General features: G+C 53.2%; 25 protein-coding genes and 1 pseudogene. 18 read left to right on the forward strand and 8 right to left on the reverse strand.

The window, feature by feature from the left end:
- The first annotated feature begins 118 nt into the window (after nucleotides 1-118).
- Both hisZ and ACTNBK_RS01975 read left to right on the forward strand, forming a co-directional pair.
- Nucleotides 119-1,285 (forward strand): ATP phosphoribosyltransferase regulatory subunit, encoded by a 1,167-nt coding sequence (gene hisZ, locus ACTNBK_RS01970; protein WP_441143129.1) that lies wholly within the window; start codon nucleotides 119-121, stop codon nucleotides 1,283-1,285.
- Complete coding sequence (locus ACTNBK_RS01975; protein WP_441143131.1) at nucleotides 1,282-1,491, forward strand: hypothetical protein; 210 nt, start codon at nucleotides 1,282-1,284, stop codon at nucleotides 1,489-1,491. The genes hisZ and ACTNBK_RS01975 overlap by 4 nt, the downstream gene beginning before the upstream one ends.
- 732 nt (nucleotides 1,492-2,223) lie before the next feature.
- Here the strand turns inward: ACTNBK_RS01975 and ACTNBK_RS01980 are convergent.
- From ACTNBK_RS01980 to ACTNBK_RS02000, 5 genes are all read right to left on the reverse strand, one after another.
- Nucleotides 2,224-2,769 (reverse strand): AAA family ATPase, encoded by a 546-nt coding sequence (locus tag ACTNBK_RS01980; protein ID WP_002578721.1) that lies wholly within the window; start codon nucleotides 2,767-2,769, stop codon nucleotides 2,224-2,226.
- Between the two features lie 199 nt (nucleotides 2,770-2,968).
- Entirely contained in the window at nucleotides 2,969-3,745 is a 777-nt protein-coding gene (locus ACTNBK_RS01985) for an ANT(9) family aminoglycoside nucleotidyltransferase (protein ID WP_002578722.1), read from the reverse strand.
- A 24-nt stretch (nucleotides 3,746-3,769) separates the two neighbouring features.
- Nucleotides 3,770-4,540, reverse strand: a complete 771-nt coding sequence (locus ACTNBK_RS01990; protein WP_002578723.1) for a nucleoside phosphorylase — start codon at nucleotides 4,538-4,540, stop codon at nucleotides 3,770-3,772.
- A 24-nt stretch (nucleotides 4,541-4,564) separates the two neighbouring features.
- Nucleotides 4,565-5,200, reverse strand: a complete 636-nt coding sequence (locus ACTNBK_RS01995; RefSeq protein WP_441143135.1) for a hypothetical protein — start codon at nucleotides 5,198-5,200, stop codon at nucleotides 4,565-4,567.
- Between the two features lie 13 nt (nucleotides 5,201-5,213).
- A complete protein-coding gene (locus ACTNBK_RS02000) occupies nucleotides 5,214-5,408 on the reverse strand; it encodes a helix-turn-helix domain-containing protein (RefSeq protein WP_441108228.1) in 195 nt (64 codons plus the stop codon).
- Between the two features lie 317 nt (nucleotides 5,409-5,725).
- Here ACTNBK_RS02000 and ACTNBK_RS02005 point away from each other — a divergent pair, with 317 nt between their 5' ends.
- The 14 genes and pseudogenes from ACTNBK_RS02005 (at nucleotide 5,726) to hisE (ending at nucleotide 15,136) form a co-directional block, all read left to right on the forward strand.
- Nucleotides 5,726-6,139: a cysteine-rich VLP domain-containing protein gene (locus tag ACTNBK_RS02005; protein ID WP_058722955.1), complete on the forward strand. Its 414-nt coding sequence runs from the start codon at nucleotides 5,726-5,728 to the stop codon at nucleotides 6,137-6,139.
- Nucleotides 6,140-6,250: 111 nt separating this feature from the next.
- Nucleotides 6,251-6,646, forward strand: a complete 396-nt coding sequence (locus ACTNBK_RS02010) for a replication initiator protein A (RefSeq protein WP_441143138.1) — start codon at nucleotides 6,251-6,253, stop codon at nucleotides 6,644-6,646.
- A 182-nt stretch (nucleotides 6,647-6,828) separates the two neighbouring features.
- Entirely contained in the window at nucleotides 6,829-7,773 is a 945-nt protein-coding gene (gene mobV / locus ACTNBK_RS02015) for a MobV family relaxase (RefSeq protein ID WP_131796799.1), read from the forward strand.
- 72 nt (nucleotides 7,774-7,845) lie between these two features.
- Nucleotides 7,846-8,040: a hypothetical protein gene (locus ACTNBK_RS02020; RefSeq protein WP_002334813.1), complete on the forward strand. Its 195-nt coding sequence runs from the start codon at nucleotides 7,846-7,848 to the stop codon at nucleotides 8,038-8,040.
- A gap of 100 nt (nucleotides 8,041-8,140) precedes the next feature.
- A complete protein-coding gene (locus ACTNBK_RS02025) occupies nucleotides 8,141-9,763 on the forward strand; it encodes a recombinase family protein (RefSeq protein ID WP_131796800.1) in 1,623 nt (540 codons plus the stop codon).
- A 37-nt stretch (nucleotides 9,764-9,800) separates the two neighbouring features.
- Nucleotides 9,801-10,256 (forward strand): annotated as a pseudogene (gene hisG, locus ACTNBK_RS02030) (ATP phosphoribosyltransferase); the annotation flags it as partial.
- Nucleotides 10,253-11,527, forward strand: a complete 1,275-nt coding sequence (gene hisD, locus ACTNBK_RS02035) for a histidinol dehydrogenase (protein WP_441143141.1) — start codon at nucleotides 10,253-10,255, stop codon at nucleotides 11,525-11,527. The pseudogene hisG and the gene hisD, both read left to right, overlap by 4 nt.
- 12 nt (nucleotides 11,528-11,539) lie before the next feature.
- Nucleotides 11,540-12,115 (forward strand): imidazoleglycerol-phosphate dehydratase HisB, encoded by a 576-nt coding sequence (gene hisB / locus ACTNBK_RS02040; protein ID WP_441143143.1) that lies wholly within the window; start codon nucleotides 11,540-11,542, stop codon nucleotides 12,113-12,115.
- The gene (hisH, locus tag ACTNBK_RS02045) at nucleotides 12,115-12,723 is read left to right on the forward strand and encodes an imidazole glycerol phosphate synthase subunit HisH (RefSeq protein WP_441143145.1); all 609 of its coding nucleotides are present in this window, start codon (nucleotides 12,115-12,117) and stop codon (nucleotides 12,721-12,723) included. The genes hisB and hisH overlap by 1 nt, the downstream gene beginning before the upstream one ends.
- Entirely contained in the window at nucleotides 12,720-13,445 is a 726-nt protein-coding gene (hisA, locus tag ACTNBK_RS02050) for a 1-(5-phosphoribosyl)-5-[(5-phosphoribosylamino)methylideneamino]imidazole-4-carboxamide isomerase (RefSeq protein WP_441143147.1), read from the forward strand. Before hisH ends, hisA begins: the two co-directional genes overlap by 4 nt.
- Nucleotides 13,439-14,194 carry an imidazole glycerol phosphate synthase subunit HisF gene (hisF, locus tag ACTNBK_RS02055; RefSeq protein WP_441143149.1) on the forward strand — a complete coding sequence of 252 codons (756 nt, stop codon included), beginning with the start codon at nucleotides 13,439-13,441 and terminating at the stop codon, nucleotides 14,192-14,194. The genes hisA and hisF overlap by 7 nt, the downstream gene beginning before the upstream one ends.
- 12 nt (nucleotides 14,195-14,206) lie before the next feature.
- Entirely contained in the window at nucleotides 14,207-14,464 is a 258-nt protein-coding gene (locus ACTNBK_RS02060; protein WP_441143150.1) for a hypothetical protein, read from the forward strand.
- 7 nt (nucleotides 14,465-14,471) lie between these two features.
- Nucleotides 14,472-14,813 carry a phosphoribosyl-AMP cyclohydrolase gene (hisI, locus tag ACTNBK_RS02065; RefSeq protein WP_441143152.1) on the forward strand — a complete coding sequence of 114 codons (342 nt, stop codon included), beginning with the start codon at nucleotides 14,472-14,474 and terminating at the stop codon, nucleotides 14,811-14,813.
- On the forward strand, nucleotides 14,810-15,136 hold the full coding sequence (hisE, locus tag ACTNBK_RS02070) for a phosphoribosyl-ATP diphosphatase (protein ID WP_441143154.1): 327 nt from the start codon (nucleotides 14,810-14,812) through the stop codon (nucleotides 15,134-15,136). Before hisI ends, hisE begins: the two co-directional genes overlap by 4 nt.
- Before the next feature lie 229 nt (nucleotides 15,137-15,365).
- Here the strand turns inward: hisE and ACTNBK_RS02075 are convergent, their stop codons facing one another.
- The 3 genes from ACTNBK_RS02075 to ACTNBK_RS02085 form a co-directional block, all read right to left on the reverse strand.
- Complete coding sequence (locus tag ACTNBK_RS02075) at nucleotides 15,366-15,848, reverse strand: YbaK/EbsC family protein (RefSeq protein ID WP_441143155.1); 483 nt, start codon at nucleotides 15,846-15,848, stop codon at nucleotides 15,366-15,368.
- A gap of 1 nt (nucleotide 15,849) precedes the next feature.
- Nucleotides 15,850-16,245, reverse strand: a complete 396-nt coding sequence (locus ACTNBK_RS02080) for a thioesterase family protein (RefSeq protein WP_441143157.1) — start codon at nucleotides 16,243-16,245, stop codon at nucleotides 15,850-15,852.
- 581 nt (nucleotides 16,246-16,826) lie between these two features.
- Nucleotides 16,827-16,979: a hypothetical protein gene (locus tag ACTNBK_RS02085; protein ID WP_441143159.1), complete on the reverse strand. Its 153-nt coding sequence runs from the start codon at nucleotides 16,977-16,979 to the stop codon at nucleotides 16,827-16,829.
- Nucleotides 16,980-17,253: 274 nt separating this feature from the next.
- Between ACTNBK_RS02085 and ACTNBK_RS02090 the strand changes: the two genes are divergently transcribed.
- Both ACTNBK_RS02090 and ACTNBK_RS02095 read left to right on the forward strand, forming a co-directional pair.
- A complete protein-coding gene (locus ACTNBK_RS02090; RefSeq protein ID WP_441143161.1) occupies nucleotides 17,254-17,472 on the forward strand; it encodes a helix-turn-helix domain-containing protein in 219 nt (72 codons plus the stop codon).
- A gap of 19 nt (nucleotides 17,473-17,491) precedes the next feature.
- On the forward strand, nucleotides 17,492-22,618 hold the full coding sequence (locus tag ACTNBK_RS02095) for an AAA domain-containing protein (protein WP_441143163.1): 5,127 nt from the start codon (nucleotides 17,492-17,494) through the stop codon (nucleotides 22,616-22,618).
- Nucleotides 22,619-22,694: the final 76 nt, after the last annotated feature.

Raw genomic sequence — 22,694 nt, forward strand, 5'->3', positions numbered from 1 at the left:
CCAGTCCGCCTATGAAAGACTTTTCCCCTGTCCCTATGCGGACAGGGAAAAGTTGTTGACTTTAGCATAGTAACGTGGTACTATACGAAAGTAACTTTACAGGAAAGGGGGACCCCCCTTGTATACAATTAATACCCCCGAGGGGACCCGGGACCGGCTCTTTGCCGAGTGCCGGGAGCGGCGGCAGGTCCAGCGGGAGCTGACGGCGCTCTTTCAGCGGCGGGGCTACGCCGAGGTGAGCACGCCGGAGGTGGAGTTCTACGACCTCTTCCTCCAGTCGGGCAACCCCATGCCCCAGGAGAGCATGCTCAAGATCATTGACCGCTCCGGCAAGATCATGGTGATGCGGCCCGACTGCACCACCCCTATCGCCCGGGTTGCGGCCACCAAGCTGAAGGCTTTGCCCCTGCCCCAGCGGCTCTTTTACGACCAGACTGTATTCCGCTCCGGCCAGGAGCACAAGGGTGGCAGCAGTGAGATCGCCCAGTGCGGCGTGGAGCTCATCGGTGCCGCCGGCTGGAAGGCCGACCTGGAGATGGTGGCCCTGGCGGTGGACGCCCTGGGCGCCTGCGGCGTGAAGGACTACCATGTGGAGCTGGGCCATGTGGGCTTTTTCCGGGATCTGGCCAGCCGGGTGGATATGCCCGCCGCCGTCATCGAGCAGATGCGCTTGCTCATCGAGGGCAAGAACTTCGCCGCCCTCAATGACCTGCTGGAGCCCTACGCCGGGCAGGGAGCCTGCAAGGCCCTGCGGCGGCTCTCCCGCCTCTTCGGCGGGGCGGAGGTGCTGGACGAGGCCGAGGAGCTGGCCGGGGGCAGCGCCGTGCTGGTCTACCTGCGGCAGCTCTACAATGCCCTCTGTAAGGCGGGCTATGGCGACCACATCCGCTTCGATCTGGGCATGGTCCACCAGATCGACTACTATACCGGCGTGGTCTTCCGGGGCTATGTAGAGGGGGCGGGGGACGCCGTCCTCTCCGGCGGTCGGTACGACAACCTGGTGGAGGCCTTCGGCCGGGCGGCCCCCGCCACCGGCTTTGCCGTGGACGTGGACGCGGTGGCCGGCTGCCTCCCGGAGGCGCCGACGGCGCGTCTGGAGACCCTGATCCACTACGGCGCCGACGACCTGGGCCGGGCCCTGGCGGCGGTGGACGCCGCCGCGCCGGGGACGGTGGAGCTCTCCCCCCGAGGTGAGGTTGAGGAGACCATCGCCCTGGCCAAGGAGAAGGGCGCAAAGGCCGTGCTGGTGCTGGAGAACGGGAGCGAGAGGAGGGTGGAGCTATGAGCGAGCCTTTACGGATCGCCCTCACCAAGGGGCGGCTTCAGGACAAGTCGGTGGAGCTCTTTGAGGCCATGGGCCTGGACTGCACCCCCATCAAGAACCCGGGCCGGCGGCTGATCCACACCATCCCCAACTACCCTCTGGAGGCGGTGCTGGCCAAGGCCCCCGACGTCATCACCTACGTGGAGCACGGGGGTTCACTTAGATAAAGATACCACATCAATCCCACGCTGACTTTTGCTCAACCGATACAGCCGGAGGGCTGGATAACAAGAAAAGGCGGTATGCGCCCCGTGGAGGGGTAGCGTACCGCCTTTTCTTGTGGGGGTTTCCAAAGGGGGCAACGCCCCCATTTGGCACACGACTTTGCGAAGCAAAGTGTAGTGTGTTATACGCTCTGTCGGCGTTGCCGTGAAAATGCCGTTGCCGCCGGGGAGGGCAAGGGCATTTGAAGCGGCAGGAAAACAGGGCTGTGCTTGCGTGGCGTAGAGCCGTAAGCACAGGTCTGGTTTCAACAGCAGACTGGGCGTATATGAAAGCCCCCGTCCCTCGTCCTACGCTCCGACTTGTGGACAAAGTGTCCCGAAGTTGTGGCTACACTCCCGGAAAAGTAACAGGACAGCGGGCAACCGTCAAGGCTGAAATGAACGGGTTTACACCCGGCCTTGACCGCCACCCGCCGTCCCGCTGAATGGGTGGACAAGGCGGCCAATCCCTCAAAGTGCTTGGCCGCTCTCGTTCTGATTTTGGAGCGTTTCTTTTCTCATAATGAAATGGGCGGGAAGCCATTTTAGGGCTTTCCCTCCTTGATTGCCCATCTGCAAAGACGGGCGGGACTGTCAACGGCGGCGCATGAAATGCGCCGTTCATTTTGACCGTTGACTGGCTTGGCTGCCTTTGCTATTTCTCTGATAAATGAAATTTCGATTTTTAGAAATCGTTTAAGATAGCAATGCGGCTCCACTTGAAATTTTTTCTTTTACTGCAAAAACAGCCTCTTGGATAGAATAGGTTGTCGTTTCTATAACATTCGATTCATATATCCCCAAATTACAAAATTGCTCCCACATTGTTTCTACTAATTCAACATTTGTTTTTCTGTCTAATTTTGAGCGTTCCACAGCTCGTTTCATAGTTTCTTCTTTACTGGCTCTTAAAACAATATAGTGTACTTCATAATCTTCTCGAACAAGGGCTCTCCATGGTTCTAAAAACCACGGCCCGACAATTCCATCTACAATTACATCATATCCGCCGCGGGCATAGCGCTTTGCAGCTTCTAAAAAGGCTTCAATGACAACTAAATTTTGTTCGTTGGACTCTGGTAAATGCGGCGGTATTGCTCCTTTGCTTAAATAATGAAAAAAGTCGTCTGTGTGCATATGCACAGATTTATCCATGTTCGATTCTTTTGCGACAATCGACGCAGTTGTTGTCTTTCCTGTTCCCGGCGAACCTGTAATCACAATAATTCTTCCTTGATTCATCTACATTCTCCCTCGCAATTCAGATTTACCGCTCTCTTTCTGGTTTTGGAGCGTTTCTTCTCTCAAGATTGAAATGGGCGGGAAGCCATTTTAGGGCTTTCCCGCCTTGATTGCCCATCAGCAAAGACGGGCGGGACTGTCAACGGCGGCGCATTTATGCGCCGTTCATCTTGACCGTTGATTGGCCCCGCTAACTTTGCTACTCTGTTCTAAGTAATTCCTCAATTTGTTTTTTCATATATTCTACAAGTGCCATCGCTTCCTTTTCTACTGTCTCCCATTCATCAGACAAATTTCCCAAATAAGCTTCCTTTGCCGTTGTTAGCAGGGGGGGGAATCTCTCCGGCAATTTTAAAATTACCCATTTTGCGGCAACATCTTTTGTCGTGATTTCTTCTGTTACTAAAGTAAACCACATTCGTGATAAGGTTAATAACACATTTCTTTCATCACCCTTAAAGCTGGAAATCAAACCAGGTAAAGAAAACCGAATTGCTTTTTTAATTTCGTGAAATGGGATAGCGGGAATAAGCTCTTTGCTTTCCGCCCCCTTCAAAGTTATGCTATTTTTTCTTGCTTGCCATAATAAAATCATTATATCTGGGTCATTGCAGGCTTGCGGATATTCTCCTGCTTCCATCTCTCCCCTTAGCCATTCACCATACATATACTGACATTTTGGCGGAAATTGCAACGGAACAATATCAGATTGATTGATAATAGTTACCTCTAAAGGTCTTTTTTCAATACAGCCTACGGAGCCAGAAATTTTCAATAATTGCTTTGTTAGATCTGCTCTGATTGAATTACTCAATTCTTGTTTAGTAATTATCAGTATATCTATATCACTATCTGGACGCAGCCCATTCATTGTTGCTGAACCATATAAATATATCCCCAATATTTGACCTTGTAATATGGTTTCTGCTATTGAAATAACTTGATTTACTTGTTGTGGAAATTCATTTATATTCATTGTAACTCCTATATGTATTTATTTTTACTCCTCAACAACTGATAAAACAGCGTCTAAGGCTAATTCTAAGGCTATGGATATACTTGTTTTTCCCCATTCTCTTTCTTGGTATTTATGAGGGTCTGCAAGAGTATCGGCTGAAAAAAGCAGCATAGCCCATGTAACTTTTCTAAATTTTGCACACGCCGCCAATGCGGAACATTCCATTTCTACTACTTGACATCCCTCTTCTTTCCGATACTGAACCATTTCTACTGTTTCTCGATAAAAACCGTCTGTTGTCCATGTTTTAACTTCCCAATATGGTATATTCTTTTGGCTTAAAGCAGATTCAATCGCATTTATACCAGCCTTTGAAATCTCTACTTCTCGGGAGGGAGGAAGATAATGGTAAGATGTTCCCTCATCTCTCAATGCAGAAACAGGTATCAAAAATCTATTTTCCGGGATGTCTTCCAATACGCCGCAGGAGCCGACGGAAATAATCTTTGTTACACCCCCTGCAATTAAATATTCTAAAACTTGGACGGCAGCAGCACTTCCCACAGGAGCCGGACATAGACATATTTTCTCCTGATTATAAAGACATTCATAAATAGGATATCGTCTTGTTGCACTTTCAAATTCATCTATCTGTATTCCATCATGGGTATGTGCATAATTTTCAACCTCGTCTCCTAAAAAAGCAAACACTGCTTTTGCAGGAAAACATTTTTTCCCATTTCCCGGCTGAAAAACAGCTTTTGATGCGGTATCGTACTCTAAAACAGGGTAGTCATGCTTTACTAATGGCATATTATTATCTCGAATAACAGGCTATTATTCTATTCCTTTCATCATCTTTTTTGCCAACTGCTTGAACAGGTCGGCAGTTTCTTCATCCATCGGCGTAAGCTGTCCGATCTGTCCGGCAACCATCGCCGCTACATCGTCAATGGAAAGCGGGTTTTGCTTCTGTTCCGCCAATGCGTCCCGCATGGCTTGGAACATCGCGGCGGTCACAGCTTCTCCCGGCTGTTCCCCGTTGTCAATGTCTTTCTTAATATCCCGCAGGATAGCAAGGAACACATTTTTGATTTTCTCAATCTCCGCATCATGTTCCCCCATCTTCTGGGCGTTCAAAAGCTGTAAATCCTGCTTTGCTTCCGCCCGGTGTTCCGGGTGTTCTTTCATCAGGTCGGACAGGGAAGCCGTTGCTATCTCGATAAGCTGGTTTCTTGCTGTTATGCCTTTTGCCGCTGTGTCCTGAAAATAAATCCGTATCAAATCTATCAGCTTAGGAAAATTCCTGTGTTCCAACAGGCGGTTGAGGATTTGCACATCAACAGCACCCGTCACGAGCCCCCTCACGGCTCCCTCGGACAAGCCTAATTCAGAAATATCGTAGCTTTTACGGACGCTCACGGTGGATAAGCCCAGTATGTAGTCTGTCGATACCTTAAATTCCTTTGCCACGCCTATGAGAATATCACTGCTGACTATAAAATGTCAAGACCGAATGTACCGTTCTCGTTTCGCCGCTGACAATGCGGCTCAACTGGGAAGCGGAAACCCCTATCTTCTCCGCAAGTTCCTTTTGTGTGATGTGGTTCCCGTTGCATAAATCGGAAATCCGCTGTCCGGGTGTTCCGGGTAAAGCCATAGATACGCACCTCCTCCGCATACTTCCATTATACAGAATGATTGCAAAAATGCAATTTCCAAAGTGTAAACTTCATCAAAATGCAATTCTCGCAAAATTCCGGGGATTGCATTTTTTTCGTGTAGACTTAGGGTAGTTCATCGATGGACAGCACCTTGAAAACAGAATGACCGTCCGAAAAGGAATACCCCGGCTGGGGAAGCACCGCAAGGAACCGGACTTCGAGACAAAATGTCCCGAAGCTGCGGGGAGCGTGCCAACGCCGGAACACGCCGCAGGAATGGGGCAGGAAACCTTTTCGGGGAGAACGGCAACGGAAAGCAAAATGGAGGGAACGCATGAGAGATAACCCCTATAAAGACTTGCCGCCACTGGAACGCAGGCCGGACGGTTCCCTTTACCGCATGACACCGGCGCAGAGAAAACAGGCGGCCAGCCTGATACGCCGGGAGTGTTGTTGCTGTGAGGACGGCAACTGCATTGTCCTTGATGATGGGGACACCTGCACCTGCCCGCAGACGATTTCTTTCTCGGTCTGCTGTAAGTGGTTCCGCTGGGCGGTCTTGCCGCTGGACGGGACGCTGGAAGCGGAAATTTTCCGGGATAAGGACTTGAAACGCTGTGCGGTCTGCGGTGGCGTGTTCGTCCCCAAATCCAACCGGGCAAAATACTGCCCCGGCTGTGCCGCCAGAGTTCACAGGCGGCAGAAAACAGAAAGTGAACGGAAAAGGAGGTCTGCTGTGGACAGTTAGGAGCGAAAAAAGCCTTGATTTATCAGGCTTCGCAAGCCCCAAACCGGGGCTGGTGGTATAAAGTATCGCCCGCCCCGGAAAACGGGCTTCTAACCGTCCACAAAACGCACTATGACAAATACCATCTATATCCATCAGCCGGAAAAGGCGTTCAGCTTCACCCGGCTCCCGAATTTTCTCTTTGAAGCCCCCACATTCAAGCCCCTGTCCAACGAGGCAAAGGTTCTGTACGCCTTTATCCTGCGCCGGACAGAGTTATCCCGCAAGAATGGGTGGGCGGATGACTGCGGACGGATTTTCCTGTATTACCCTATCTGTGAAGTGGTCACACTGCTCCATTGTGGGCGGCAGAAAGCGGTGAATACCCTGCGGGAACTGCAATACGCCGGACTGGTGGAGATCCAGAAGCAGGGCTGTGGAAAACCCAACCGCATTTTCCCAAAATCCTATGAAGCGGTTCCAAACACCGACTTCAAGAAATCCGGTTCTAGTACGCCGGAGGGCTGAAAACCGTACCCATGAAGTACGGAAATCACTCCTGAGACGTACGAAAACCGGACGGTATATAGAAATACAAAGATAAAAAGATTGATTTATATTCTATCCATTCCAATCCTATCCGAGCTAATTTCTGCGGGATTTTCCCTGTGGAAAACCCCGGATAGGAAAGGAATGGGGAAAGGAGCAGAATGGCACAACACGCAATTTTGCGGTTTGAGAAGCACAAGGGCAACCCGGCAAGGCCGCTGGAAGCCCATCACGAAAGACAGAAAGAACAATACGCCAGCAACCCCGACATTGACACAAGCCGGAGCAAGTACAACTTTCATATCGTCAAGCCAGAGGGCAGGTACTATCATTTCATTCAAAACCGCATTGAACAGGCCGGGTGCCGAACCCGCAAGGACAGCACACGGTTTGTCGATACGCTGGTAACTGCCAGCCCGGAGTTTTTCAAGAGGAAATCCCCAAAGGAGATACAGGCGTTTTTCCAGAGGGCGGCGGACTTCCTCATTGGCCGGGTAGGACGGGAAAATATCGTGTCGGCGGTGGTACACATGGACGAGAAAACGCCCCACCTGCATTTGACCTTTGTTCCGCTGACAAAGGACAACCGCCTGTGTGCAAAGGAGATTATCGGCAACCGGGCAAACCTGACGAAGTGGCAGGATGATTTTCACGCCTATATGGTGGAGAAATATCCTGACTTGGAGCGTGGGGAAAGTGCCAGCAAGACAGGCCGGAAGCATATCCCCACCCGGATTTTCAAACAGGCGGTTTCCCTCTCCAAACAGGCCAGAGCCATTGAAGCCGCCCTTGACGGCATTAACCCACTAAACGCCGGAAAGAAAAAAGAGGAAGCCCTCTCCATGCTGAAAAAGTGGTTTCCGCAGATGGAGAACTTCTCCGGGCAGTTGAAAAAGTACAAGGTCACAATCAATGACCTGTTGGCGGAGAATGAGAAGTTGGAAGCAAGGGCAAAGGCCAGTGAAAAAGGCAAGATGAAAGATACGATAGAACGGGCAAAGCTGAAAAGCGAATTGGACAATTTACAGCGGCTGGTTGACCGTATCCCGCCGGATATACTGGCGGAGCTGAAACGGCAGCAGCGGCACACGGTAAAGGAAAGGTGATAGATATAAGCAGAAATTTTCGCCGCCTCTGTGCGGCATTGTACCTTGAAAACTGAATATGGAGGACACTGGATGGCAAAAAGTGAAAGCGATATTTTTACACCCCGAACAGGGCAGGTTATACAAGCAGAGAACGGCACGCAGTATTTTGTATGTGGGAACAACCGTATAAAAATCTCCGAACACTTCGCCGCAGGCGGGAAGCCCCTCGGTGATCTGATTGTAGATGTGGTGCGGCATACCGCAGAAAAAGCCGCTTCAACCTGATAGCCCATCATTGATAACACGCCCACGCTTATGATATAATTGCCATAGAGCAAAAGTATTGTAAGCGTGGGTTGTTTCTTTAGAAGGAGGATTTTTAACGGTGAAACAACCTTACAATACTACGATTTACAACACGGCGCTTTATATGAGATTGAGCCGGGACGATGAACTGCAAGGAGAAAGCGGGAGTATTCAGACACAACGCATGATGCTCCGGCAATATGCCGCCGAGCATGGCCTGAATGTCATAGACGAATATATCGACGATGGATGGTCTGGAACGAACTTTGACAGGCCGGATTTTCAGAGAATGATTGATGACATTGAGGACGGGAAAATCAACTGCGTTGTTACGAAGGATTTATCCCGCTTAGGCAGAAACTACATTCTGACCGGCCAGTACACGGAAATCTACTTTCCCAGCAAAGGCGTCCGCTATATCGCTGTCAATGACAATGTGGACACCATCAACGGAGAGAATGAGCTTGCCCCATTCCTCAACATTCTGAATGAAATGCACGCCCGCCAGACCAGCAAAAAGGTAAAAGCGGCCATGCGGACACGGTTTGCAAATGGCGCACACTATGGAGCCTATGCCCCGCTGGGCTATGTCAAAGACCCGGATAAGAAAGGCCATCTTCTGATTGACCCGGAAACAAGGTGGATTATCGAAAAGATTTTTGACCTTGCCGTTCATGGCCGGGGAGCCGCCAGCATTACACGGATTTTGGTCGAAGAAAAAGTGCCTACTCCCGGCTGGCTGAATTTCCAGAGATACGGCACTTTCGCAAATATCTATGCCGGAGCGCCGGAGGAAAAAGCCTATGCGTGGACGATAGCGCAGGTAAAAAGTATTCTGAAAGAGGAAACCTATATCGGACACAGCGTCCACAATAAGCAGACCAACATTTCATTCAAAAACAAGAAGAAAGTACGCAAGCCAAAAGAGGAATGGTATCGTGTGGAGAACACCCACGAAGCGATTATTTCCGAAGATGTGTTCCGGCAAGTACAGGAGCAGATTTGCAACAGGCGCAGACGGCAGAAGAACGGCACAACGCAGATATTTTCCGGGCTGGTAAAATGTGCGGACTGCGGCTGGTCGCTGGCCTATGGGGAGAACAGGCAGAACAGCAAGCCTTACGGCCATTATCATTGTAGCAAGTACGGGCAAGGATTGCACCAGTGTTCCATGCACTATATCCGTTATGATGTGCTTTACGCCTATGTCCTTTCCCGTCTGCAATACTGGTCTGTGCTGGCACAGCAGGACGGGGACAAACTTCTGAAACGGCTACTTAACGCCAGCGACAAGGAACGCAATACTGCAAGGAAGCGGCAGACAGCCGAACTGAAAAAGGCGGAAAAGCGCAAAGCAGAAGTAGACACCCTGTTTGCAAAAATGTATGAGGACTGGTCTGCCGGACGCATTACAGAATACAATTTCAATATGCTGTCCGAAAAGTATCAGGGCGAACAGCGAGAATTGGACGCAAAAATTGAACGGCTTCACGAAGCGTTGGAGGCCGCCGCCCAGACAGCGGTTGACGCTGAAAAGTGGATAGGTCTGATGAAACAGTATGTCAATCCCACAGAATTGACGGCTGAACTTCTGAATACGCTGATTGAAAAAATCCTTGTCCATGAAGCGGTCAAAAGTGAGGACGGAAGCCGGGAACAGGAGGTGGAAATCTTCTACCGCTTTATCGGCAAAATCGAATGACACATCTTGAAATACCCAACAATATCTTTAACTAAGGGAAACGGGGGTGTGCGACCTGGGCATCGTGGGCAAGGACACCATCCTGGAGCAGGGGAAGTCCTTCTATGAGGTGCTGGACCTGGGGTTCGGCAAGTGCCGCTTCGCCCTGGCGGTGAAGGAGGGCACCGACTTCTACGGTACCTATAAGACCCGGCGCATCGCCAGCAAGTATCCCAACGTGGCCCGTGCCTTCTTTGCCAAGAAGGGCATGGACGTGGATATCATCAAGATCGAGGGCTCTGTGGAGCTGGCGCCCATTCTGGACCTGGCCGACGCCATCGTGGACATCGTGGAGACGGGGTCCACCCTGAAGGCCAACGGACTTGTGCCCATCGAGGATGTGGCCCAGGTGAGCGCCCGGCTCATCGTCAACACCGCCAGCATGAAGCTCCACAAGGCGGCCATCGACGACTTTATCAGCCGCTGCGAGCGGGAATTGGAGAGACGGTCATGATCGAGATCATCAAAGCCGACGGGCAGGCGGAACAGGCCAGGATCGCCGCCATGCGGGCGAGGGCCGCCCAGGTGGGGGCCGACATCCAGAAGGCGGTGTCCGCCGTCATGGCGGATGTAAAGGCCCGGGGATATGAGGCGGTCAAGGAGTACTCCCTCAAGTTCGACCACAAGGAGCCCTACGAGCTCACCCAGGCGGAGCTGGAGGCGGCCTATGACCGCTGCCCCAAGGAGCTCATTGCCGCCCTGGAGCACGCGGCGGCCAACATCCAGGACTATAACGAAAAGCTGCTGGTGAAGAGCCAGGAGTGGACCTCCCCCGACGGGGGCGTCGTGGGCCGGGTGGTCCGGGGCCTGAGCCGGGTGGGCATCTATGTGCCCGGCGGCACGGCGGCCTACCCCAGCAGCGTCCTCATGAACGCCGTCCCCGCCAAGGTGGCGGGGGTGGGGGAGATTGTCATGGTGACGCCTCCCACCGAAAACCTCAGCGATGCCGTCCTGGCCGCCGCCAAGATCGCCGGAGTGGACCGCTGCATCGCCGTGGGCGGGGCTCAGGCGGTGGCCGCCCTTACCTACGGGGCGGGCTTCATCCCCAAGGTGGACAAGCTGGTGGGGCCGGGCAACGCCTTTGTGGCCACCGCCAAGCGCATGGCCTACGGCGAGCTGGACATCGACATGGTGGCCGGTCCCTCCGAGGTGCTGGTCATCGCCGACGGCAGCGCGGACCCCAAGTTTATGGCCGCCGACCTCCTGAGCCAGGCCGAGCACGACAAGCTGGCCTCCGCTGTGCTGCTCACCGACGACCTGGAGCTAGCCCAGGCGGTGGACGCCGAGATCATCCGCCAGACCGGCTACCTCAGCCGCTCCGAGATCATGGAGTGTTCCCTCCGGGACTTCGGCTGTGCCATCGTCTGCAAGGATCTGGACGACTGCGCCGCCCTGGCCAACGAGATCGCCCCGGAGCACCTGGAGATCGTCACCGCTGATCCCCGGGCCCTGCTGCCCAAGATCAAAAACGCCGGGGCTGTCTTCCTGGGGAGCTGGTCCCCGGAGCCCCTGGGGGACTACCTGGCCGGACCCGACCATGTGCTGCCCACCAGCGGCACCGCCCGGTTCTTCTCCCCCCTGAGCGTGGACAGCTTCCTCAAGACCATGAGCGTCATCCAGTACGACCAGGGGAGCCTGGAGCCCATCAAGGACCAGATCATCACCCTGGCCGAGGCGGAGAAGCTCACCGCCCACGCCAACTCCATCCGGGTGCGGTTTGAGTAAAGGAGGAGGAATATGAGAGAGGCCACACTGAGCCGCAAGACCAAGGAGACCGACATCCGGCTCTCCCTCGCCCTGGAGGGCGGGGAGGTGGCGGTGTCCACCGGTATCGGCTTTTTCGACCACATGATCACCGCCTTCGCCTTCTACGGCGGCCTGGGGCTGAAACTGGAGGTGAAGGGGGACCTGGAGGTGGACGGCCACCACACCGTGGAGGACGTGGGCATCGTCCTGGGTCAGGCCATGCGGGAGGCCCTGGGGGACCGGAAGGGCATCCGCCGCTTCGCCTCCGCCTACATCCCTATGGACGAGGCTCTGTGCCTTACCGCCCTGGACTTCTCCAACCGCCCCTTCCTGGTCTTTGACGCCGATATGCCCCAGCCCATGATCGGGGCCTACGACTCCTGCCTCACCGAGGAGTTCATGCGGGCCTTCGCGGTGAACAGCGGCCTGACCTTACATATGAAGTGTCTCTACGGGAAAAACGCCCACCACATCACCGAGGCCCTCTTCAAGTCCCTGGGGGTGGCGGTGAAGGAGGCCGTAGCCATCACCGGCACCGGCGTCACCTCCACAAAGGGGGTGCTCTGATGGGCTATACTGCCATTGTAGACTACGGCGTGGGCAACCTGAAGAGCGTCACCAACGCCATGGCCTATCTGGGCCTGGCGAGCAAGGTCACCGGCGACGCCGGAGAGCTGGAAATGGCCGACGCCATCATCCTGCCCGGTGTGGGAGCCTTTCCCGACGCGGCGGAGAAGCTGCGGGGGACGGGTCTGGATCAGACGATCATTGCCCAGGCGGCCCAAAAGCCTATTCTGGGCATCTGCCTGGGGATGCAGCTTCTCTTTGAACTGGGGGAGGAGGTGCGGCCCTGCGCCGGACTGGGCTTGGTGGGCGGCAGCGTGAAAAAGATCGAGACCCCCTACAAGCTGCCCCACATCGGCTGGAACAGCCTGACCTTCCCCAATCCGTCGCCCCTCTTTGCCGGGGTGGAGCCGGGGAGCTACGTCTATTTCGTCCACTCATTCTGTGCCGTGGCAAGCAATCCCAACGACGTCATCGCCCAGACCGACTACGGCGTGCCGGTGACCGCCGCCGTGGGGAAGGGGAACGTGTACGGCTGCCAGTTCCACCCGGAGAAGAGCGGCGAGGTGGGGTTGCAGATCCTGAAGAATTTTGGAGGGCTGAACCGATGATCCTGCTGCCTGCCATCGACATGAAGGACGGCCGCTGCGTCCGTCTGAAAAAAGGGGATTTTGACACGGTCCACCAGGTGGCCAACAGCGCCCTGGAGACCGCCCTCCGCTTTGCCGACGCCGGCGCTGCCTGGGTCCACATGGTGGACCTGGACGGGGCCCGGGACGGCGCCCGGAAGAATTTTCCCTTCATCTATGAGGTCATCCAGCAGTCCGGCCTGAAGGTGGAGCTGGGGGGCGGCATCAAGACCGTCCCCGACCTCATCACCGTGGTGGAGTCCGGCGTGGCCCGGGCCGTCATCGGCTCCGCCGCCGTCACCCACCCGGAGGTGGTCACCTACGCCCTTGAGCAGTGGGGGCCCGACCGGGTGGCGGTGGGCCTCGACTGCCTGAACGGTAAGGTCCGCACCGCCGGCTGGGAGGAGGACGCCGGCCTGGACGCCGTGGCCTTCGCCAGGCAGATGGAGGCGCTGGGCGTCAAGACCATCGTCTACACCGACATCGCCACCGACGGCATGCTCTCCGGCCCCTCCTATGACCAGCTTGCCGCTCTCCAGAAGGCGGTAAACTGCCGCATCGTGGCCTCCGGTGGGGTTACCACCCTGGACGACATCAAGCGCCTGCGGGACATGGGGCTCTACGGCGCCATCATCGGCAAGGCCTACTACGCCGGGACGCTGGACCTGGCAGAGGCCGTAAAGGAGGCGGGGAGCCAATGCTAGCCAAACGGATCATCCCCTGCCTGGACGTCCGGGACGGCCGGGTGGTGAAAGGGGTCAACTTCGTTAACATCCGGGATGCCGGCGACCCGGTGGAGCTGGCCAAATACTACTCCGACCAGGGGGCCGACGAGATCGTCTTTCTGGACATCACCGCCACCAGTGACGCCCGGGATACCGTGGCCGATGTGGTGGAACGCACTGCCGCCCAGGTCTTTGTGCCCCTCACCGTGGGGGGCGGTATCCGCACCCTGGAGGACTTTAGGCGGCTTTTGCGGGCGGGGGCGGATAAGATCTCGGTGAATTCCGCCGCCGTGGCCCGTCCGGCGCTCATCTCCGAGGCGGCGGAGCGGTTCGGCTCCCAATGCGTGGTGTTGGCTGTGGACGGAAAGGCTAGGGGCGATGGCACCTGGGAGGTGGTAGTAGCCGGAGGGCGTAAGCCTACCGGTATCGACCTCATCGAGTGGGTGAAGAAGGGGGAGGACTTAGGGGCGGGGGAGATCCTGCTCACCTCCATGGACGCCGACGGCACCAAGGCCGGCTTCGACCTCAGCATGACCAAGGCCGTCACCGACGCCGTATCCATCCCCGTCATCGCCTCGGGGGGCTGCGGCTCCCTGGCCCACTTCGCAGAGGTCTTTGATAAGAGCAACTGTGACGCCGCCCTGGCGGCCTCGCTCTTCCACTTTGGGGAGCTGACCGTGCCCCAGGTGAAGGACTATCTCCGGGAGCAGGGCATCCCGGTGCGCTGAGGAGGGAAGACCATGCTGGACGATCTGCTGGAGCTGGCCGCCGACCTGGTGGGGGACTCGGCGGCGGAATTTCTGAGCGACAGCACAAGAAAGCGGCGGGGAAACGCCGCCGCCAAGTATGTAAGCCGGGAGCGGTGCCGCCCTGCCCAGCCGGTCCAAAAAGCAACTGCCCGCCAGAACCGCACGGTGGGCAAGACCACCGCGAAACGGGAGAAAGGAGGGGAGGACCCCTGGGACTGGAAGGAGGAGAAGCCCCCCTGGGAGGGCTGAAAGACCGATGTTTGATCTGGACCAACTGTTTCAGAAGAGCGACCTGATCCCCGTCATCATCCAGGACGCGGAGACCAAAGAGGTGCTCATGCTGGGCTTCACCAACAAGGAGGCGGTGGAGCTGACATTAAAGACCGGGACGGCCTGGTTCTGGTCCCGGAGCCGGCAGAAGCTGTGGAACAAGGGGGAGACCTCGGGTAACTTCCTCCATGTTGTGGAGATGCGTACCGATTGTGACACCGACACCCTTCTCTACCAGTGCCGGCCCGATGGCCCCACCTGCCACACCGGGGCCCGGAGCTGTTTTTTCAATGAGATCCCCATGAACGGAAAGGACGATGTGCCATGAACGACACCTTAGAAAAGCTCTACAAGGTGGTGCTGGACCGGAAGGCCAACCCCCAGGAGGGCTCCTATACCTGCTACCTCTTCGACAAGGGTCTGGACAAGATCCTCAAGAAGGTGGGCGAGGAGTGCAGCGAGACCATCATCGCCGCCAAGAACGGCGTAGAGAGCGACACAGTGGGGGAGATCTCCGATCTCATCTACCATCTGGTGGTCATGATGGTCCAGCAGGGTATCCCCCTAGAGGCCGTGATGGACGAACTGGAGCAGCGCAGCCACAAGATCGGCAACCTGAAGCAGTTCCACCAGAGTGACCACAATACATAATGCCGTTACTTTTCCGGCCTGATCCAGGCCAGAAAAGTCCTCGCTATGCTCGCTGCAACGACTGCGTCACAGTCGATGCAGGGCATTCGATCCGACGCGAGGCGGGCTGCCGCCCCCTCGCACTCCCCCGCCAACACTGGACCTGCTTCCCATTAAATGGAACGTTGAAAAATGGAAAGCGCCGGACGGTAAAAACCGTCCGGCGCTCCTTTTTGTTGAAAGAGGGTGTTCAGCCCTCGGTCTGCCAGCCTTTACACACGTCGATCCAGCCGGCGCTGCCGGAGCACTCCTCCAGCTCGGGGAGGGAGAGCTTTACGGCGGAGTTGGCGCTGCCGGCAGCAGGATAGACAATATCGAAGCGCTGGAGGGAGACATCAAGATAGGTGGTGACGTTGGGGTGCTCGATAGCGAAGGGGCACACGCCGCCGATGATGTCCCCGGTGAATTCCAGCACCTGCTCGGGGGTGAGCATGGTAGCCTTGTGGTGAAACTGGGCCTTGAACTTGCTGTTGTCGATCTTGGCGTCGCCGGCGCAGACGATGAGCAGGGCGCCGTCTTCATGGACAAAGGAGAGCGTCTTGCCGATGCGGGCGCCCTCGCAGCCCACAGCCTGGGCGGCCAGCTCTACGGTGGCGCTGGACACATCGAATTCCCGGATGCGGTCCTCCATGCCTCTGGCGCGGAAGAAGGCCCGAACCTTCTCGATGGCCATTTCAGCGGCCTTCTTTCTTCTTTTCCGTCTTGGCCAGGAAGCGGTCCACGGTGATGATGAAGCGGTTGTGGGTGCCCTTGCCGATGACACCGGCCTCGTCATAGGCGGTGACGGCAAAAGTGAGGGCCTTGCCGTCCACAGCGGTGACCTCAGCCTCAGCCCACACCTTCATGCCGATGGGGGTGGCGGAGTCGTGGGAGACGTCCAGATGAGTGCCCACGGAGCCCTGGCCTTCCTCCATGTAGGGTGTGAGCGCGTTGACGGCGGCATTTTCCATGAGGGCTACCATATAGGGGGTGGCAAAAACGGGCACCAGGCCGGAGCCCACGGCGGCGGCGGTATTCTGCTCAGTGACGACGGTCTCGGCGCGGCCCTTGGCGCCAACTTCAATAGACATGGGAGGTTCCTCCTTTGTATCGGAAATATAAAAACAGTGTACCTCATTGCATGACATTTGGCAAGTAAAAAAGGAGACATCCCGAGGGTTAAGCCCCATAGGTACACAATGTGAACCTATGGGGCTTAATGCCGTGTATGGGAGAAATGGGTCTGTCGCAAAATAGAATTTTAAAAATCGGGCCAAAGAAAAAGTTACTGAGAACCGTCTAAACGGCGGTTCTCAGCAACTTTTTTAATGCAAAAATTTTGTTTTCTGGCCTAAAAACTGCATTTTGCAACAGAACCATTTCTTTCTTGAATAAGATTCCCTTCTCTTCCAAGGTGGTAAGTTCTCTACTATGAACTTAGAACTTAGGTATTTGGTTTGCGAAAACGAACAGTACAACTTAGGCCTCAATGCGATACTGAGTGGTGCAATTGAATCAAGAAATAAATCGGGAATATCATAAGCAACCACCTGCCGGAGACAGGGAGAAACCGGTGAAAAGTCGATTGGGGCGATATTTGGGAACTTCGGGAAAGTTGTTACAGCAGAACTTCTTCCTACTGGCAAACAGAGTATTTGTCTATTTCGTTTTGTTAAAGTGCACGGAGGGCATCTGAAATATTTGTACCGTTTCCGTAAGGATAGCGGTCGAAAGTGATGAGAGCCATCTCCTCCGGGATGTTTAGCCCCTGCTTCGTGGCCACCTGGTACAGTCCGAAGGCCAGCAGATTGCTGCCGCAGATCACGGCATCGGGGTGCTACTGCATGCTGAGCAGCATGAAGGCGGCGCGATAGTAAAATAAAATTTGGTGCGTCTTGAGACGCATGCCGGTAAGGCACCTGTCTAACAGGGGTGGAAAGACAAAGCAGGCATCACTAAGGCAAAAATCTTGGTGATGCCTGCTTTTGTTTCATGCTTAAAAGCTTTTCTTTAGAATCACATAATTAAATTGATGTCTCGATCAAAACGCTGTATAATTTTAGTAATTTAACGATTCAGGATTACGGAAGGAGATAAAGATGTCGGTTAGCTATAAAAAACTTTGGAAGCTTTTGATTGACTTGGATATGAAAAAGAAGGATTTACAGCAAGCTGCTGGAGTCAGTTCTGCCTTAATTGCAAAAATGGGGCGTAATGAAAATGTATCAACAGATTCACTTGTTAAAATTTGCAGGGCTCTAAACTGTGATATAGGCGACATCATGGAGGTCATTCAAACCTCCGATCAAGACGTGTAACGGAAAAGGAGGTGTAATCTTGGACGATAAGATTGCAACCACTGAGGTAAAACAGGAAATCACCAAGCAGGAAAAAGTACTGTCGCTCTTCAAATTCATTGAAGAGCTGAATAAATTAAAGCAAAAAGTGGTACTTCGGGTATCGGATTATCCGTGGTTCCACTCCATCAGCTCCCTTCCTGATGACCTGGAAAACATCAAAGTGTATTACCGGGATCGAGTAGAAGAGGAAGACACTGAGAATACGACAGATGTGCTGCTGGCCGTCCATAAGCCTGAATTTCAGAATTGTCCAGATCCTGATCCCAACTTTGAAAATTGGCTGGAATGGGGCTGGAACGACTACCGTTATAAAGCCCGAGTTAAGAATTTTATTCTTCGGCCTCTGGATCAAGTCCAGTTTTCGGAAGAAGTTTCGGAAACTGACAGGGAGCGCATTGACGAAGAAAACCAAATCTATAAAGAGTTTTTCACCGACAGTGAAGAACGTGTATCAACATTTCATGCCTGGACAGCAAAGCGAGATGTGTGGGCTGAAAAGCAGAAAATGCTGGCAAAAACCAGAGACCTGTTCTCTGAGCTTTATAAGATCAGCATTGATTTGGAGCGTGAGTCTGAAACCCTGGAGTTGGTGGTCGCTGATGGTTTTCTCCGGGATCGGGATGTGCCCGAACTGGATCACCCTATTTTGACCCGGCGTGTAAAGATTCGGCATGATGCAGTGGCGAACACGATATATATCGAAGATACCAATGTGGAAACTGAGCTGTACACCGTAATGTTCCAGAGCATGGACGGCATCAATCTGTCTTCCATCAACCATATGAGGGACGACCTCCACCAGAATGATTATCATCCCCTGGATCGTAATGAGCTGCCTGTATTTCTTAAAATATTTATTCATCAGCTTTCTTCGGAGAGCATCTATGCCGAAGATGGTATTCCTGATAACTGGCAGAAAAAAGAAAGACTCCTGCTGTACCGTAATCCATGCTATATCCTGCGGAAACGCATGGATGGTGCGCTGAAAGCCATTGAGCAAATTATTGAGCATGTCGAGGAAACCGGGGAGGTCCCTGCCCCAATCGGCGATATTGTCGAGGGCGGGAAAATTGATATTCCCGAGGATACCGGAGAAGTTTCTATTGAGGAGCAGCTTGCAGCAGTGGGCGGTGAGAGTGTAGATATTCTGCTTTCCAAAGAAGCCAATAAGGAACAGCTGGAGATCGCCCGGCGAATTGAGCGTTATAATGCCGTTTTGGTGCAGGGCCCTCCCGGCACAGGTAAGACACATACCATTGCAAATCTGATGGGACACTTCCTTGCCCAAGGCAAGAGCGTTTTGGTGACCAGTCATACGCAAAAGGCATTGAGTGTTCTGAAAGAAAAGGTCGCCCCGGGTCTGCAAAGCCTGTGTGTTTCCATGCTGGATGATTCCAATGTAGATATGGAAAAATCTATTGATGGAATTACAACCTATATGTCCCAGTACACCTCTTTCGAGCTCAAAAAGGAAATGGAGTCCTTGGGGCAGGAACGGAAACAAATCATTCGTGATCTTGCGGAAACCCGAAAAAAACTGTTTTCTATTATCAATCAGGAATGCAACTGTATTGTCTATAACGGAGAGGAAATTTCTCCCTCTATGGCTGCAAAATTCGTTCAGGAAAACAGCGAGACCCTATCTTACATTCCCGGTACAGTCCGCCTTTACGAGCCGTTGCCGCTTACTTTTACAGAACTATCTGAGCTGTATCGGAGCAACGGTATTATTTCCGCAGAAGATGAATCTGAATTTGATCACGATCTTCCAAATCCGAATGATGTGATGTCTCCGAATAGATTCGAAGACGAATGCAATTCTCTAAGCTCAGCCCTGGCTCATCTGAACACTATTTCTGAAAACAATCAGTGGAAAATTCAGAATCTGCCCGCCGAAAACAAAATACTGATTACTACGCCTTTCGGCCAACTGACGCTGGATTATCCCGAAGCAGCAGCCGTTGACCAACTGCGGAACTATATTTCCGCATTCCCCAAAGTAGAGCCTTGGATGGAGCACTGCGCTGTGGATGGCAAAAAGGGGGATGCGTATAAACAGCTGTGGATTCGGCTGATTCAGCAGATCCAAAACACTTCTGTGTACGCAGAAAAATTGACCGTTGAGAAGTTTGGTAAAGACGTCCGAATTCTCAGTCAAGACACTAATTTTGCGGAAGCAATGAAGCAGTTGCTTGAGAAATACAAACAGGGCGGAAAGATCGGCAAGCTGACACTGCTTTTCAATAAGCAGCTGGAGGCGGCGTTGAACGGTGCAACTGTGAACGGGCAGCAGCCACAGACTGCGGAAGACTGTCAGCTGATCCTCCATATTATGGAAATGAAGTCCATGCGGGATCAGTGTGCCTCTTACTGGAATGATCTGATTTCCAAGCATGGTGTTCCTGTGTTCTACGATCTGGATGCATCTGAGCCGGAACGAGTCGCAGCAAATTATATCCCTTATATTCAACGGTATCTGGATTGGTTTCAGAAAGAATATGAAGTGCTGACCATGCGAATGGGTGCTGTGGGTTTGCCCTGTGATGTGATTTTCCAGAGCAATGTGCTGGATTCTGAAATCGTATCCGCTGAGAAAATTTTGGCAGCCCTTGGAAATACCATTCCCAAAGTCTGTGATGTTTTTGAAGTGGTTCAGACGATTGCCGACACACAGAAGGAACTGGAGAAGAACCGCAATATTCTTCAGATGGGGAAACGTATGCATTCCGCTGTCTGCAAAGCGCTGCTTTTAGCTGCGGAAGGCTATGATCCTCATGCATATCGGAATGCCTTCGCAATCTTGGAGGAGACCTACGCCAAGACAAGTCTGAAAGCCAAGCGTGAAGACTATCTGAATCGGCTGGCTCCGGTGGCACCTCAGTGGGCTGACGCTATTCGTACTCGAAACGGTATCCATGGGAAAGCTACTGTTCCAAGTGACGTCGACAATGCGTGGAAGTGGAAACAGTACTATGGGATCATTGAGGAGATTACTGCGGAGCCTTTCCCGGCACTTCAGAAGCGTAGTCTTACCCTCAGTAAAGAGTATCGCAGGATTACTGCAAAGTATGCCGAGAAATCTGCCTGGTATAATCTTTTGCGGACAACCGAGCATGACATCAGCATGAAGCAGGCACTGATCGGCTGGAAGCAGACCGTCAAGAAAATCGGCAAAGGAACAGGCAAGAACGCTCCGATGTATCGTGCCAAAGCCCGTGAATTGATGGTCAAATGCCAAAGCGCTGTTCCCGGCTGGATCATGCCTATTGGTAAGGCACTGGAAAGTCTGAATCCCAGCACCAATAAGTTTGATATTATCATCATTGATGAGGCCAGTCAGTCGGATATTTCTTCTCTGGCTATTTTGTATATGGGCAAAAAGCTGGTTATTGTAGGTGACGATAAGCAGGTCAGCCCTATGGCGGTCGGCGTTCAGGTCGATAAGATGAATGTGCTGAAAGAAATGTACATTGCCGGCAAGATTCCCAATGACCACCTCTATGATGCCAAGACGTCAATCTATGATATTGCGGCAACCACATTCCAGCCGCTGATGCTCCATGAACATTTCCGCTGCGTACCGGAGATCATCGGATTTTCAAACTGGCTCTCTTATGACTTTAAAATCAAGCCCTTGCGGGATTGCAGCAATAGTGTTCTCTTGCCCGCTGTTGTAAACTATCGGGTCGCAAACGGCGTGCGCATCGGTAAGACCAATCCCAATGAGGCAAAAGCAGTTGTCGCACTGATGCAGGCTTGTATGGAGCAGCCGGAGTATGCAGGAAAAACATTCGGGATCATCTCTTTGCTGGGAGATGAACAGGTCAAAAAACTCCAGGAAGAAATCTATTCCCATATTGATCCCAAGGATGTCAACGAGCGAAGAATTCTCTGCGGTAATGCCTCAAATTTTCAGGGTGATGAACGGGATGTTATCTTCCTGAGCGTGGTAGACTGTGCAAATGGCGCAGGCCCGGTGGCAAAACAAGCATTTGGCGTGGATGACGCTTACAGAAAACGCTATAATGTCGCAGCCAGCCGAGCCAGAGATCAGTTGTGGGTTGTTGATTCCCTCGATCCTGCCAATGACCTGAAGCCGGGCGATATTCGCAAAATGCTGATTGACTATTCACTGAATCCAGAATCTGTCGCCATAACCAACGCCAAGATTGAGAAAAAGGCAGAATCTCCCTTTGAATCTGCGGTGGCTCGCTTCCTGACTGTCAGAGGCTATCATCTGGTACAGCAGTGGAAGGTCGGCGCATATCGCCTGGATATGGTTGCTGTATACGGCAGAAAAAAGGTTGCAATCGAATGCGACGGCGAGCGCTGGCATAGCGGCGAGGATAAGATTCGGGAAGATATGGAACGTCAGACGATTTTGGAGCGCTTGGGCTGGCAGTTTATCCGAATCCGTGGCAGTGAATACTACCGTGATCCCAATAAGACAATGGAGCGTGTTGTTTCTGAACTGAATGACAATGGCATTGCGCCGGAAGAAGCTGCCGCCGTTCAGGATAATACCGGTGTCAGAGAAACGGAACTTCTGCAGCGGGTGAAGCAGCGTGCTTATGCAATCATTCACCAGGATGATGACGAAACCGCTGAGTTAGATGAGAGCGCCATCGAGGCCGCACTGGACCCTAAAAACGATGTGATTGGCATTCCCATTGAGAAAACAAATGACCTGACCGTTCCGGGAGGAAAAGAGCAGGTTCCAGCGGTAAAGGCTGTAGATACAGCAGAAGGCTCTGCTGAAAGCGAAATATTGCCTGTGAACACGCCTGTGGCTCTTTCCAAAAAGGCCATAAAGCCTGTCCATGAGCAGTTATTAAAGCCCAAACAGCAGAATTCTGACTCGGAGCAGATGATGTTCACTGGAATGGAAGAGCGTAAACCAGATATTGATGACATCATTGGTCTGCTTGAAGCAACTGGAACCCAGTATGTGGATAAGCGTGCAACTGGTGGAAGCCTCTGGATTATTGGCGGCTACGAGCTGGCCGAAACGGTTAGGAAAGCCAAAGCATTGGGCTGTATCTTCCGTTTCAAAAAAGAAGGCGGACGTGCCACAAAGAATAAGCCGGGCTGGTGGGCCAAGTGATATGAATGCAATCCATCACTGCGTAAAATTGAGGTAGGTAATTTTACATCAGCTCATGAGTCAGCAACGTAGTTGC

The organism is Intestinimonas sp. HCP28S3_D6 (assembly GCF_052065695.1).
Classification (GTDB): Bacteria; Bacillota; Clostridia; order Oscillospirales; family Oscillospiraceae; genus Intestinimonas.